Genomic DNA, 13,407 nt, shown 5'->3' on the forward strand with positions numbered 1-13,407 from the left:
ACGGTGGCTGGCTGTGGTCCCCGTACGCCACAAGCTATGAAGCCTTAACTTTGAATAGGAGACACCCGTGTCAGATGCCCAGCAGATCACCCTCCTCGTTGATGGCGAAGAGACCAAGGTGGCTACCGGGACAACCGGTGCGGAACTCTTCTTTGAGCGCCGTGATGTTGTTGTTGCCCGCGTCAATGGCGAACTGAAGGACCTGGACCAGGAACTTCCGGAAGGCGCCAACGTCGAAGGCGTCACCATCGATTCCCCCGACGGACTGAACGTACTCCGCCACTCCACCGCCCACGTGATGGCCCAGGCCGTCCAGCAACTGCGCCCCGACGCCAAGCTGGGCATTGGTCCTTACATCACCGACGGTTTCTACTTCGACTTTGACGTAGCCGAGCCCTTCACCCCCGAGGACCTCAAAACCCTCGAAAAGATGATGCTCAAAATCGTCAACCAGAACCAGAAGTTCGTCCGGCGTGTGGTCTCCGAGGACGAGGCCCGCGAAGCGATGAAGAACGAGCCCTACAAGCTCGAACTCCTTGGCAGGAAAAACGAGGCTGCCGAAGCCGGTGAGGGCGTCAACGTTGAAGTGGGCGCCGGTGACATTACCATTTACGACAACGTTGAGCGCAAGGAAGCAACCACCGTCTGGTGCGATCTCTGCCGCGGCCCGCACCTGCCCAACACCAAGCTGATTTCGAACGCCTTCGCCCTCACCCGTTCGTCCTCCGCCTATTGGCTGGGTAACCAGAATAACCAGCAGCTGCAGCGGATTTACGGTACGGCCTGGCCCACCAAGGACGCACTCAAGGCCTACCAGGAACGTCTCGCTGAAGCGGAGCGGCGTGACCACCGCAAGCTCGGCGTTGAGCTGGACCTGTTCTCCTTCCCCGACGAGCTCGGCTCCGGCCTGCCGGTGTTCCACCCCAAGGGCGGCATCATCCGCAAGGAGATGGAGGACTATTCGCGGCAGCGCCACGTCGAGGCGGGCTACGAGTTTGTCTACACGCCGCACATTACCAAGGGCCACCTGTACGAGGTCTCCGGACACCTGGACTGGTACAAGGAAGGCATGTTCCCGCCCATGCAGGTGGATGCGGAACTCAACGAGGACGGCACCGTGCGCAAGCCGGCCCAGGATTACTACCTGAAGCCGATGAACTGCCCCATGCACAACCTCATCTTCCGGTCCCGCGGCCGTTCCTATCGCGAGCTGCCCCTGCGCCTGTTTGAATTCGGCTCGGTCTACCGATACGAGAAGTCCGGCGTGGTGCACGGCCTCACCCGTGTCCGCGGCATGACACAGGATGATGCCCACATCTACTGCACCCGCGAGCAGATGAAGGACGAACTCACCAAGACGTTGAACTTCGTCCTCGGCCTCCTCAAGGACTACGGGCTGAACGACTTCTATCTTGAGCTCTCCACCAAGGATCCCGAAAAGTACGTGGGTGACGACGCCGCGTGGGACGAAGCCACCAGGACCCTCGCCGAAGTGGCGCAGGAATCAGGGCTGGAGCTTGTTCCGGATCCGGGCGGAGCCGCGTTCTACGGCCCCAAGATTTCCGTGCAGGCAAAGGACGCCCTGGGCCGCACCTGGCAGATGTCCACCATCCAGCTGGACTTCAACCTGCCTGAGCGGTTCGAACTGGAATTCCAGGCTGCCGACGGCACCCGCCAGCGTCCCGTGATGATCCACCGTGCGCTGTTCGGCTCGATCGAACGGTTCATGGGCGTGCTCACCGAGCACTACGCCGGCGCTTTCCCCGCCTGGCTCGCCCCCGTCCAGGTGGTAGGCATCCCGGTGGCGGAGACGTTCAACGAGTACATGTTCGACGTCGTCGACCAACTTAAGGCAGCAGGCATCCGGGCTGAGGTGGACACCTCCTCGGACAGGTTCCCCAAAAAGATCCGCACCGCCAGCAAGGACAAGATCCCGTTTGTGCTGATCGCAGGCGGCGATGACGCCGAGGCAGACGCCGTATCGTTCCGCTTCCGTGACGGAAGCCAGGACAACGGCGTGCCCGTGGCAGAGGCAGTCAAGCGGATCACGGAAGCCGTCCGTAACCGGACCAGCTAGCGGAACGGAACAGCACCGTGCAGGAGAACACAGGCACAGGATATCCAGGGGATGCCGGCGTTACCGACGACTTTGACCTCGCCGGTGTCCCGGACGCCTTCCAGCGCCTGTGGACTCCGCACCGCATGGCCTACATCAAGGGCGGCCAGCACCAGTTCAAGAACGAAAACGACTGCCCATTCTGCATCGGGCCAGGCCGGACCGACGAGGATGCGCTGATCGTCTACCGGGGGAAGACCTGCTACGTGGTGCTGAACCTGTTTCCGTACAACCCGGGGCATCTTTTGGTCTGCCCGTACCGTCATATCCCCGACTACACCGACCTGACCGTCGAGGAGACGGTGGAGTTTGCCGAGCTGACCCAGACGGCCATGCGGGTCCTGCGGAAAGTATCAAACCCGGGCGGATTCAACCTCGGCATGAACCAGGGTGTAGTGGGCGGCGCCGGCATCGCCGCGCACCTGCACCAGCACATCGTTCCGCGCTGGGGCGGTGACGGGAATTTCTTCCCCATCATCGCCCAGACCAAGGCGATCACGCAGACCCTTGACGAGGTCCGCCAACAGGTCGCCGACGCCTGGCCCGGGGAGACGGATGCTGAATAGGCACGCCCGCGGGTTCTTCACCGCACTGTTCACCCCGCTCGCCCGCTGGCTCCTTCGGATCGGCGTCTCACCGGATGCGGTGACCATCATCGGTACCGCCGGTGTGGTGGTGGGCGCCCTCGTTTTCTACCCCCTGGGACAGCTCTGGTGGGGAACGCTGTTCATCACCGCGTTTATCTTCTCCGATGTCCTGGACGGCATCATGGCCAGGATGCAGGCGGTGGGCAGCCGCTGGGGCAACTTCCTCGACTCCACCCTGGACCGGATCGCCGACGGTGCACTCTTCGCCGGTCTGGCCGTCTGGTTCTTCACCGGCGGCGCGAATGTTCCCATCGCCATGGCAGCCACCGTTTGCCTGGTCCTTGGCATGGTGGTCTCCTACGCCAGGGCCAAGGCGGAGTCACTGGGTTTCACGGCCAACATCGGCATCGCAGAACGTGCAGAACGCCTCGTGTCCGTGCTGGTGGTCACCGGCTTTACCGGCCTCGGGCTGCCGCTGGTGGTGTTGCTGGTGACGCTTGTGCTGCTCGCCCTTGCCAGCTTCATCACCGTGGTCCAGCGCGTGGTGTCGGTACGGCGCCAGGCACTTGCGGAACCTTTCCCGGCTGATTAAGACGAATTGAGCCGCCCGGGTGTGGTGAGACTAGTATTAGGACTGCCCGGTCAATGGATCCGGCAACCCGGTGTGTGTACAGATGGCATCTCCGTGCCGCCCTGCACGCCCGGCGAAGGTCATCTATCTACCCATAGGGGTTTTTGTGTCTACACCTGATGTAAGCAGCGAGGCCGGTTCGTCCGCGAACAGCGTCACGGGCAGCAACCGCGTAAAGCGGGGCATGGCTGAGATGCTCAAGGGCGGCGTCATCATGGACGTCGTCAACGTCGAACAGGCCCGCATCGCCGAAGACGCCGGTGCCGTTGCTGTGATGGCGCTGGAACGCGTTCCGGCCGATATCCGCGCCCAGGGCGGCGTCTCCCGCATGTCCGATCCGGACATGATCGACAAGATCATCGACGCCGTGTCCGTGCCGGTCATGGCCAAGGCCCGGATCGGCCACTTCGTTGAGGCCCAGGTCCTGCAGTCCCTGGGCGTGGACTACATTGACGAGTCCGAGGTCCTGACCCCGGCCGACTACATCAACCACATCGACAAGTGGAACTTCAAGGTTCCCTTCGTCTGTGGCGCCACAAACCTCGGTGAGGCGCTGCGCCGCATCAACGAGGGCGCGGCGATGATCCGGTCCAAGGGCGAGGCCGGCACCGGCGACGTCTCCAACGCCACCGGGCACATGCGCCAGATCCGCTCCGAGATTGCCAAGCTTGCCGCCCTGCCCGAGGACGAGCTGTACGTTGCGGCCAAGGAACTGCAGGCGCCGTACGAACTGGTCAAGGAAGTTGCCGCTGCCGGCAAGCTTCCCGTGGTGCTGTTCACCGCCGGCGGCATTGCCACCCCGGCCGACGCCGCCATGATGATGCAGCTCGGCGCTGACGGCGTGTTCGTCGGCTCCGGCATCTTCAAGTCCGGCAACCCCGCCCAGCGCGCGGCCGCCGTCGTGAAGGCGACCACCTTCTTTGATGACCCCGACGTCATCGCCAAGGCCTCCCGCGGCCTCGGCGAAGCCATGGTGGGCATCAACGTCGACGAGATCCCGCAGCCGCACCGCCTGGCCGAGCGCGGCTGGTAGTTCGCGCTCCTGCTTGCGACGGCGGCGGGTCACCTTTTTTGGTGACTCGCCGCCGTTGTCGTGGGGAGTGGGGTTAGTCCAGGCCGCGGCGCTTCAGGAGCGGCTCAAGCTTTGCTTCGCGGCCTCGGAGGGTCTTGAAGGAATCCAGGGGGTCGCGGCTGTTTCCCCGGGACAGCAGCTCCCGGCGGAAGCGTTCACCGTTGGTCCGGTTGAGGCCTCCGTTCTCTGTGAACCAGTCCACTGTTTCGGCGTCCAGCACCTCGCTCCAGATGTACGAGTAGTAGCCTGCCGCGTAACCGGCACCGGCGAAGACGTGCTGGAAGTATCCTGTGCGGTAGCGCGGCGGAATCAGGGCATGGGCAATGCCGGCAGCCGCCAGGGCCTTGTCCTCGAAGGCAACGGCGTCCTCCGGTACCTCGGTGCTCCCCAGGACGTGCCAAGCCAGGTCCAGCAGTGCCGCCCCCAAATACTCCGTGGTGGCAAACCCCTCGCCCCAGAGCCGTGATGCATCCAGTTTGTCGACGATGTCCTGCGGGAGCGGCTCCCCGGTGGCGTGGTGCTTCGCGTAGTTGGCCAGCACCTCCGGCCACATAATCCACATCTCATTGACCTGGGACGGGTACTCTACGAAGTCCCGGGGGACCGACGTGCCCGAAAACCGCGGGTAGGTCACGTTGGAAAACAGCCCATGCAGGGCATGTCCGAACTCGTGGAACGTAGTCCGCAGCTCATCCAGGGTCAGGAGCGCAGGTTCGCCTGCCGGCGGCTTGGAGATGTTGAGGTTGTTGATGACTACGGGCTTGGTCCCCAGCAGCGACGACTGTTCCACCAGGGAATTCATCCAGGCGCCGCCCCGCTTGGACTCACGGGTGTAGTAGTCGCCGAGGAACAGGCCAAGGGCGGTGCCGTCCTCGTTCCGGACCTCCCAGACACGCACATCCGGGTGGTAGCCGGAAAGGTCCTCCCGCTCGTGGAAGGTGATGCCGTAAAGCGAGGTGGCAGCGAAGAAGACTCCGTCCGTGAGGACCCGGTCCAACTCGAAATAGGGCCGAAGGGCCTGCTCGTCCACGTCGTACTTTTCGCGGCGGACCTTGGCCGAGTAGAACGCCCAGTCCCAGGCCTCCAAGGGGTGTCCGGCTGCCTCAGCTAGAGCCGCGGCCTCGAGGTCCGCGTTGCGGACCGCGGCGGGCGCCATCCGGTTCAGCATCGACTGGACCGACTCGAAATCGGGTGCGGTCTGGAGGTCCACCACGAGTTCGGCGTAGTTGGCGAAGCCCAGCAAAGCAGCTTTTTCGGCGCGCAGGCCCGCCATGGACCGGGCGAGTTCGAGCACGTCCAGGTTCCCGCCGCTGCTGCCGCGGGCCACGGACGCCTCAAACAGCCGACGCCGGATGTCGCGGTTCTCCAGCGCGGCAAGGGCAGGCTGGTTGGTCGGCTGGATCAGGGTCAGGAGAAACTTTCCTTCATGCCCTGCTGCCCGGGCCGCTTCAGCGGCACCCGCCACGTCGTCGGCCGGCAATCCCGCCAGGTCTGCGGAGTCCTCAAGCAGGAGGGCCGCGGACTTCATGGCCTCCTTGACGCGCTGGCCGAATTCGGTTCCCAGCCGGGAGAGTTCGGCATTGAGCGCACGGAGCCGCTCCTGCCCTGGGCCATCCAGTTGGATGCCGGACTGCCGGAAGTCCTTCAAATATTCGTCCACCAGGCGGGCCGGCTCCGGGTCAAGACCGGCCACGTCGATGGCGGCGAAGCGTTCGTAGAGTGGCTTGTTCAGGAACACTTCGTCCTGATGGGCCGAGAACCGCGGCGAGAGCTGGGTTTCAAGATCCCGAATGTCCTCGGAAGCGTCGGCAGAAACAAGCGTAAAGAAGGCGGCGGCAGTCCGCTGCAGCAGCAGCCCGGAGCGCTCCATCGCTACAGCAGTGTTGTCGAAGGTAGCGGGATCAGGATTCTCGGTGATCGCCAGGATTTCCGCCAGATGCTCAGCGAATCCTGCCTCCGCCGCTTCGGCGAAGTGGGAAGGCCCGATTTCCGTGAACGGTGGCAGAGCGAACGGAAGCGTGCTGGGAGTGAGCAGGGGGTTTGTCATGACGCAAATCTTCCATACGGGTCATGCCATCACAACGACCCTCAAATGCTCGTGGCGGCCGGGCACTGTACCAACAATGAGCGAGTTGGAAGGTCCCTTCTCACTGTACCCGTCGTGCAGTGTTCCGCCGCCGGCTGCTGGACGTCGGGTGGGTCAGCGCGGGCGGCGGGCCGCGTGTTCCCTGGCGAGTTCCGCAAACCGGTCGTTCGGCTGCCCGGGGTCAAAGGACCCGAATTTACGCTCAGCGGCCGTGCGGATCAGGAAGTCGGCAATCGCCGGGTTCTTCGGCAGCAGCGACCCGTGCAGGTAGCTCGCCACGATGTTGCGGTAGCGGGCGCCTTCGTGGCCATCGCTGCTGTTGTTTCCGGTGCCCTTGGCCACGGTGCCGAGGGGCCGGACGCCGTTGCCGAGGGAGGTCTGCCCACTGTGGTTCTCGTAACCCAGCACCTCGCCAAACTCCGGCGTGGCCACCTTGACGTTGCCGATCAGGCGCTCATCGGTGCCGTGGGTTTCAACGTCAAGGACGCCGATGCCGGGGATCACCGCCCCGGTGCGTGTTTTGAAGAACCGTCCGAAAAGCTGGTACAGCCCGCAGATCACCAGCATTGGAGCGCCGTCCTCGGCCAGGTCCTTCAGCACTCCCGCGCGTGCCTGCAGGTCGTCCTGGATCACCAGCTGGCCGCTGTCCTGGCCGCCACCGCCCACAATGATGTCGGCGTCCTCCGGGAAGGGGTCGCCGACGTTATATTCGAGCAGCTCCGGCGTGTAGCCGTGCCACCTGATGCGCTGTTGGAGGACCAGGGCGTTTCCCCAGTCGCCGTAGATGTTCATGTCCCGCGGGTAGAGCTGCACCACCCGGATGGTGCCCTTGCTCTCCTGCACCGGGTCCATGCCTGCGTGGCTCAAGAGACAACCTCCACGGTGGTGATTTTGGACAGCTCGCGGCGGATGGCCAGCATTGCGGTGTAGGTGCAGAAGATGCGCTTCGGCTTGCCTCGGGCCTCCCTGATGAAGGCGGCAAGGGCCGGCGCAATCTCGGTCTCGACCCCGCCGATCCGTACTTCGTCATACTGCAGGCGCAGGGCCATGTCGTAGGCGCGGGAGCCGGTTAGCTGGTCCACTCCGCCCTCGCGCAGTGAGTCAAATTCAACATCCCAGAGCCAGGACATGTCGCGGCCGTCGGCGTAGTTGTCGTTGATGGCGATCATGGTGGCGTAACCGCCGGCGGGGAAGGATTTTAGGCCGAGCCGGAACCCGCTGGGGTTCTTGACCAGGACGAGGTCCAGGGGCTGGCCGTCCACCGTCAGGCTTTCGCCGCGTCCGAACGCGGGCGCAACCTGGGCGAGTGCCGTCAGCAGGGTGTCGTGGTCGGCGGTGGCGGCGCCGCCACCGCAAATGCTCCGCGCGAGGGTCAGCGCGGCGGCGGCATTGAAGATGTTGTATACGCCGCGGAGCTTCATCCCGGTGGAGACCGTGACGCCGTCGTACTCAAAATCGGCGGTGTCCGCACCTACTTTGCGGAGTACGACGTCGGCCGCGGGCTTTTCCGGCAGGCCTGCCGGAGCGGGGCTTCCGGGGGCGGCGCGCATGTCGTCGTCGTTCGGGAAGGTGCCCAGCAGTGAATCGTCCAGGCCAAAGTACTTGACGTCCTGACCGGTGAGGGTGGCGGCAATCCTGGCTACACGGGGGTCCTCGCGGTTCAGCACCACAGTCCCGGTGGTCTTGGCGGCGATGTGCTGGAGCAGCTGTGCCGTCTTGTCGATCTCGCCGAACCGGTCCAGCTGGTCGCGGAGGACGTTCAGCAGCAGGCAGTACCGGGGCGGGACGCTGTTGACGAAGTGCACGGCGTGGGCCTCGTCCAGTTCCAGGACAGCGATGTCGGCGTCGAGCCGGCCGCGCCAGTCCACTTCACCCAGCAGCGCGGCGGCCACACCGCGCGTGAAGTTGCTGCCGGTGCGGTTGGTGAAGACCTTGAGCCCCTGGCTCTCCAGCAGCTCCACCACCATTTTGGTGGTGGTGGTTTTGCCGTTGGTGCCGCTGACCACGGCGACGCCGTGGGGGAGCGTGGTGAGCGTCCGGCGCATGAAGCCGGGATCGATTTTTTCGACCACGAGCCCGGGCAGGGCAGAACCGCCGCCCCGTAGCCGGGACACACGGCGAACCAGCTTGCCGAGCGGAACACTGAAGTAGAGCATTGTTCGAATATATCCCAGCAAGGGCATGGAACGGCCGTCGGGGTGTGGTTGCCGGGCCGGTAAGGAAGGCTTGGCCACGTATGCTGGGTGGATGACAAATTCCCCTTCAGGCCCTTTGGCGCGCCTTGGCTCCGGCCTGCGGATCGGCGTGCTGGCGCTCCAAGGTGACTTCCGCGAGCACCTCCGCGCCGTCGAGGCAACCGGCGCCGAGGGTGTAGCCATCCGCCGCCCGAAGGAACTGGACGGCCTGGACGGGCTGATCATTCCCGGCGGGGAATCCACGGCAATCGACAAGCTCGCCCGCGCCTTCGAGCTGGCTGAGCCCCTCCGGGAACGCATCGCCGAAGGCCTGCCTGTATACGGTTCCTGCGCCGGCATGATTCTGCTTGCATCGGACATTGCCGACCCGGCCACTGACCTTTCCGGAGCACCGCAACAGACCTTCGGGGGCCTGGACATCACCGTGCGGCGCAACGCCTTCGGCCGGCAGCGCGAGTCTTTCGAAACCGACCTGGACTTTAAGGGACTGGATTTCAGCGCCACGGATTCCGGCGTTCCTCCTGTCCACGCCGTCTTTATCCGGGGCCCCTGGGTGGAACGCGTAGGCCCCGATGTGGAGATCCTGGCCCAGGTGGAACCGGCGGATCCGGAGCACGCGTCCCACGCAGTCCCGTTGCCGGGGACGGCTAGAATTGTTGCAGTGCGTTCCGGCCACCTGCTGGCCACCTCCTTCCACCCGGAAGTGACTGGGGAAAAACGCGTACACGAACTTTTTATCCGCATGATCAGAGGAGAAGCGTAAAGCATGTCAGGGCACTCCAAATGGGCAACGACCAAGCACAAGAAGGCCATCCTCGACAGCCGCCGTGCAAAGTCGTTCGCCAAGCTGATCAAGAACATCGAAGTCGCTGCCCGCATGGGCGGACCGGACCTCTCCGGCAACCCCGGCCTTGAGCTCGCCGTCACCAAGGCCAAGAAGACGTCCGTCCCGGCTGACAACATCGACCGCGCCATCAAGCGCGGCGCCGGGCTCACCGGCGAAGTGGTTGACTACACCGAGATCATGTATGAATGCCGGGGCCCGCAGGGTTCGGCGCTGCTGATCGAGTGCCTGACGGACAACAAAAACCGCGCGGCGTCGGAAGTCCGGTTGGCCATTTCCCGCAACGGCGGCACCATCGCCGATCCAGGCTCGGTCAGCTACCTTTTCAGCCGCAAGGGCGTGGTGTCCCTGCCGAAGAAGGACCTCACGGAGGACGACGTCCTGATGGCTGTCCTCGACGCCGGCGCCGAGGAAGTCAAGGACAACGGCGAGTCCTTCGAAATCCACTCGGATCCGAAGGACCTCCAGGCCGTCCGCGATGCCCTCAAGGATGCAGGGATTGAGTACGACACGGACGAGGCCGAGTTCGTCCCGTCCATGGAAGTGCCCCTGGACCTGGAAGCGGCCAGGAAGTTCATGAAGCTCGTGGATGCCCTGGAGGACCTCGACGACGTCCAGAACGTCTACAGCAACGCTGACCTCAGCGACGAAGTCCAGGCCGCCCTGGAATCCGAGTGACGCCCGGCCTTGCCCGCTGAAGCCGGCTTTCCTGCACAGACCTGGGTGCGCGCTGAATCCTGCGCGCCTGCTGTCATCGGGTGCCCGTGACGCTGCGAGTACTGGGGGTTGACCCAGGGCTCACCCGCTGCGGCATCGGGGTGGTGGACGTGGAACGGAACAGGCGCGCCACCATGGTGGCCGTCGGCGTGGTGGGAACCTCCCCGGAGGAAACGCTGGACCAGCGGCTCCTGGTGATCGCCCTGGCCATCGACGAGTGGCTGGACCGCTACGAACCCCAGGTCCTCGCCGTCGAACGCGTCTTTTCCCAGCTCAACGTGAGCACGGTGATGGGCGTTGCCCAAGCGTCTGGCGTGGTGATTGCCGCCGCTGCGCGCCGCGGCATCCCTGTGGCGCTGCACACTCCGTCGGAAGTCAAAGCTGCCGTCACCGGCAGCGGCAACTCCAACAAGGACGCGGTGACCAAGCTGGTCACCAAGATCCTCCGGCTGGACGCGCCGCCCCGCCCGGCCGACGCCGCCGACGCCTTGGCGCTGGCCATCACCCACGCCTGGCGGGCAGGCAGCGGTGCGGCCGTTGCCACCACCGGGCCGGGGAGTTCTTCGCTGACGCCGGCTCAGAGAGCGTGGGCCGAAGCCGAAGCGAAGGTGCGGCGCGCACGTTGATTGTCCTGGCTGCTTGCTAGGGTATTCGTAAATATGTTCGGATAGCCGGTCCAGCCCTCTTCCCCAATGGCCGCCCGGCAGTACACCAGGAGCCACGCCCTTGATTAGTTTCCTCCGCGGAACCGTAGCGCACGTTGGGCTGTCCACGGCCGTCATTGACCTCAACGGCGCGGGAATGAGTGTCAACGCCACGCCGCAGACCCTCAGCGGGCTCCGCACGGGGGAGGAGGGCCAGCTTTATACGTCCCTGATCGTCCGGGAGGATTCGCTTACCCTCTTCGGCTTCGCGTCCGACGACGAGCGTGAGGTTTTCGATGTCCTGCTCAGTGTGAGCGGGGTGGGCCCACGGCTGGCTTTGGCGGTTCTTGCAGTGCACGATCCCGAGGCCATCCGGGTGGCGGCACACACAGAGGACAGCAAAACCTTCACCAAAGTGCCGGGAATCGGCCCGAAGGTGGCCGGCCGGATCGTCCTGGAGCTCGCCGGAAAGCTGGTTCCGCACGGCACCGCCGGTGCAGCCAGTGCACCCACCGCTGCGGAAGCTGCCTGGAAGCCGCAGGTAGTCGCCGCCATGACCAGCCTCGGCTGGTCCGAAAAGGACGCTTCAGCGAGTATCGACAAGGCGCTGGCCGATGATCCGGAAGTCTCTTTCCGTGGCAATGTTCCGGAGATCCTGCGGACCACCCTTCGCTGGCTGGGCCAGGACGGGGCACGTGCCGGCAACCGCGTAGGCAGCCGTGGCTGAACCGTCAGTGGTGGCGGCGGGGGAGGAGCCGGAGGAGCGGGCCATCGAGGCCGCGCTCCGGCCCAAGAACCTGCACGACTTCGTAGGACAGCACCGGGTCCGCAAGCAGCTGTCACTGGTGCTGCAGGCCTCCCGGATGCGGGGCCGGAGCGCGGACCACGTGCTGTTTTCCGGTCCGCCGGGCCTGGGCAAGACCACGCTGGCCATGATTGTTGCGTCCGAGATGAACGCCCCGCTGCGGATCAGCAGCGGCCCCGCCATCCAGCATGCGGGAGACCTCGCGGCCATCCTTTCCTCCCTGTCGGAGGGCGAAGTCCTGTTCCTTGACGAGATCCACCGCATGTCCCGGCCGGCCGAAGAAATGCTCTACATGGCCATGGAGGACTTCCGCGTGGACATCGTGGTGGGCAAGGGAGCCGGCGCTACAGCCATTCCGCTCGAACTTCCGCCGTTCACCCTGGTGGGGGCGACCACCCGGGCCGGCCTGCTGCCCGGGCCGCTACGCGACCGCTTCGGCTTCACCGGGCACCTGGAGTTCTATTCCGTTGCCGAGCTCGAGCTTGTCCTGCGGCGCTCCGCGGGACTGCTGGACCTCAAGGTCAACTCCGCCGGGTTCAGCGAAATCGCCGGACGTTCACGCGGCACACCCCGTATCGCCAACAGGCTGTTACGGCGGGTACGGGACTGGGCGCTGGTCCACGGCATCGAACAGATCGACGCGCGGGCGGCATCCGCTGCGCTGGACATGTACGAAGTGGACAAAAAAGGACTGGACCGGCTGGACCGGTCGGTCCTGGAGGCGCTGATCACGAAGTTTGGCGGCGGCCCTGTCGGGCTCTCTACCCTCGCCATCGCCGTCGGAGAAGAAACCGAGACCGTGGAAACCGTTGCCGAACCCTTCCTGGTCCGGGAGGGGCTTCTGGGCCGCACCCCGCGTGGCCGGATCGCCATGGCTCCTGCCTGGACCCACCTCGGCTACGCCATCCCTTCCGGCGTCTTCGGGCAGGAGCCGCTGGACCTCTTCGAAACCGCCGGCGGGGACGCCGGGGGCACGGAAGGCTGGGCCCCGGATAGCCAATAACAGGCTCCCTTCAGTTTTTCCCTTTAGACTGGTATGACGCTCGGCACGTTCGGGTCTTTGTTTCGTGGGCAGCACCGGCCGCCCGCGCCGCTGGGGAAGGAACCCGTCAGGCCTCTGGCTGCCTGACAGGTCTGCCCTTGGCTGGAGCGAGGCCGATCTTGCTGGAAATTCAGCCAGGCTCAATAATCAGCCAGGCACTATATAAGGACGGAATTCCCCTTGGATTTAATGTCAATTCTCCTGTTCGTCATGCTCGGCGTTTTCATCTTCATGATGTTCCGCCGCAACAAGAAGACGCAGCAGCAGCAGGCGGAGCTCCAGTCGAAGTTCGGCCCGGGCGTCGACGTTATGACCAGCTTCGGCCTGTTCGGCCGCATCGTTGACATCGACGATGAGGAGAACAAGGTCACCCTGGAACTTTCCCCAGGCAACCTCGCCACAGTGCACCGCCAGGCCGTCACCAAGATCATTGAGCCCGTAGTTGTTCCGGAAGCCGACGCCCCCGCCGTGCCGGATGACGCTTCATCCCTTACCGCCCAGGAGACCGGCAGCGCCGGTTCAACGGCTGAGACGCCGGACGAAACCCTCAAGCGCCTCAATGATGAGGGCAAGAAGGACAACTAGTCCGGCTGGTTCTTTACAACACCTCTACGGCTGCGGAACGCCGCCGGTGCCAGCGACAAGCACGCACCGGCGGTTCCTCCGTG

The 13,407-nt window shown here is 64.7% G+C and carries 13 protein-coding genes; 10 read left to right on the forward strand and 3 right to left on the reverse strand.

What is annotated here, in order from left to right; all coding sequences use genetic code 11:
• Positions 1 to 67 precede the first annotated feature (67 nt).
• The 4 genes from thrS (at position 68) to pdxS (ending at position 4,367) form a co-directional block, all read left to right on the forward strand.
• Positions 68 to 2,077: a threonine--tRNA ligase gene (gene thrS, locus QFZ70_RS08445; RefSeq protein WP_307094923.1), complete on the forward strand. Its 2,010-nt coding sequence runs from the start codon at positions 68 to 70 to the stop codon at positions 2,075 to 2,077.
• A gap of 17 nt (positions 2,078 to 2,094) precedes the next feature.
• Positions 2,095 to 2,682, forward strand: coding sequence for an HIT domain-containing protein (locus QFZ70_RS08450; protein WP_307094924.1), 588 nt, complete (start codon positions 2,095 to 2,097; stop codon positions 2,680 to 2,682).
• Positions 2,672 to 3,295, forward strand: a complete 624-nt coding sequence (pgsA, locus tag QFZ70_RS08455) for a phosphatidylinositol phosphate synthase (RefSeq protein ID WP_307094925.1) — start codon at positions 2,672 to 2,674, stop codon at positions 3,293 to 3,295. Before QFZ70_RS08450 ends, pgsA begins: the two co-directional genes overlap by 11 nt.
• Before the next feature lie 145 nt (positions 3,296 to 3,440).
• The gene (gene pdxS, locus QFZ70_RS08460; RefSeq protein ID WP_307094926.1) at positions 3,441 to 4,367 is read left to right on the forward strand and encodes a pyridoxal 5'-phosphate synthase lyase subunit PdxS; all 927 of its coding nucleotides are present in this window, start codon (positions 3,441 to 3,443) and stop codon (positions 4,365 to 4,367) included.
• A 73-nt stretch (positions 4,368 to 4,440) separates the two neighbouring features.
• Here the strand turns inward: pdxS and QFZ70_RS08465 are convergent, their stop codons facing one another.
• The 3 genes from QFZ70_RS08465 to QFZ70_RS08475 all read right to left on the reverse strand — a co-directional run bounded on the left by QFZ70_RS08465 (position 4,441) and on the right by QFZ70_RS08475 (position 8,648).
• Positions 4,441 to 6,453 carry a M3 family metallopeptidase gene (locus QFZ70_RS08465; protein WP_307094927.1) on the reverse strand — a complete coding sequence of 671 codons (2,013 nt, stop codon included), beginning with the start codon at positions 6,451 to 6,453 and terminating at the stop codon, positions 4,441 to 4,443.
• Between the two features lie 153 nt (positions 6,454 to 6,606).
• Entirely contained in the window at positions 6,607 to 7,344 is a 738-nt protein-coding gene (locus QFZ70_RS08470) for a type 1 glutamine amidotransferase (RefSeq protein WP_307097836.1), read from the reverse strand.
• 11 nt (positions 7,345 to 7,355) lie between these two features.
• Complete coding sequence (locus tag QFZ70_RS08475; RefSeq protein ID WP_307094928.1) at positions 7,356 to 8,648, reverse strand: Mur ligase family protein; 1,293 nt, start codon at positions 8,646 to 8,648, stop codon at positions 7,356 to 7,358.
• A 91-nt stretch (positions 8,649 to 8,739) separates the two neighbouring features.
• Here QFZ70_RS08475 and pdxT point away from each other — a divergent pair, with 91 nt between their 5' ends.
• From pdxT to yajC, 6 genes are all read left to right on the forward strand, one after another.
• Positions 8,740 to 9,450, forward strand: coding sequence for a pyridoxal 5'-phosphate synthase glutaminase subunit PdxT (gene pdxT / locus QFZ70_RS08480; protein ID WP_307094929.1), 711 nt, complete (start codon positions 8,740 to 8,742; stop codon positions 9,448 to 9,450).
• Between the two features lie 3 nt (positions 9,451 to 9,453).
• Positions 9,454 to 10,209 carry a YebC/PmpR family DNA-binding transcriptional regulator gene (locus tag QFZ70_RS08485; RefSeq protein WP_307094930.1) on the forward strand — a complete coding sequence of 252 codons (756 nt, stop codon included), beginning with the start codon at positions 9,454 to 9,456 and terminating at the stop codon, positions 10,207 to 10,209.
• Between the two features lie 86 nt (positions 10,210 to 10,295).
• Positions 10,296 to 10,874 (forward strand): crossover junction endodeoxyribonuclease RuvC, encoded by a 579-nt coding sequence (gene ruvC / locus QFZ70_RS08490; protein ID WP_104044563.1) that lies wholly within the window; start codon positions 10,296 to 10,298, stop codon positions 10,872 to 10,874.
• Positions 10,875 to 10,974: 100 nt separating this feature from the next.
• Positions 10,975 to 11,619 carry a Holliday junction branch migration protein RuvA gene (gene ruvA / locus QFZ70_RS08495; RefSeq protein ID WP_307094931.1) on the forward strand — a complete coding sequence of 215 codons (645 nt, stop codon included), beginning with the start codon at positions 10,975 to 10,977 and terminating at the stop codon, positions 11,617 to 11,619.
• A complete protein-coding gene (gene ruvB, locus QFZ70_RS08500; protein ID WP_307094932.1) occupies positions 11,612 to 12,700 on the forward strand; it encodes a Holliday junction branch migration DNA helicase RuvB in 1,089 nt (362 codons plus the stop codon). The genes ruvA and ruvB overlap by 8 nt, the downstream gene beginning before the upstream one ends.
• A 228-nt stretch (positions 12,701 to 12,928) precedes the next feature.
• A complete protein-coding gene (yajC, locus tag QFZ70_RS08505) occupies positions 12,929 to 13,324 on the forward strand; it encodes a preprotein translocase subunit YajC (RefSeq protein ID WP_307094933.1) in 396 nt (131 codons plus the stop codon).
• Positions 13,325 to 13,407: the final 83 nt, after the last annotated feature.

The organism is Arthrobacter sp. V1I9 (assembly GCF_030817075.1).
In the GTDB taxonomy this organism is placed as follows: Bacteria; Actinomycetota; Actinomycetes; order Actinomycetales; family Micrococcaceae; genus Arthrobacter.

Bases quoted from the DNA above. Each gene is read 5' to 3' on its own strand.
- pgsA (WP_307094925.1), top strand. From the start codon at position 2,672: ATGCTGAATAGGCACGCCCGCGGGTTCTTCACCGCACTGTTCACCCCG.
- QFZ70_RS08465 (WP_307094927.1), bottom strand. From the start codon at position 6,453: ATGACAAACCCCCTGCTCACTCCCAGCACGCTTCCGTTCGCTCTGCCA.
- QFZ70_RS08470 (WP_307097836.1), bottom strand. From the start codon at position 7,344: ATGGACCCGGTGCAGGAGAGCAAGGGCACCATCCGGGTGGTGCAGCTC.
- QFZ70_RS08475 (WP_307094928.1), bottom strand. From the start codon at position 8,648: ATGCTCTACTTCAGTGTTCCGCTCGGCAAGCTGGTTCGCCGTGTGTCC.
- pdxT (WP_307094929.1), top strand. From the start codon at position 8,740: ATGACAAATTCCCCTTCAGGCCCTTTGGCGCGCCTTGGCTCCGGCCTG.
- QFZ70_RS08485 (WP_307094930.1), top strand. From the start codon at position 9,454: ATGTCAGGGCACTCCAAATGGGCAACGACCAAGCACAAGAAGGCCATC.
- yajC (WP_307094933.1), top strand. From the start codon at position 12,929: ATGTCAATTCTCCTGTTCGTCATGCTCGGCGTTTTCATCTTCATGATG.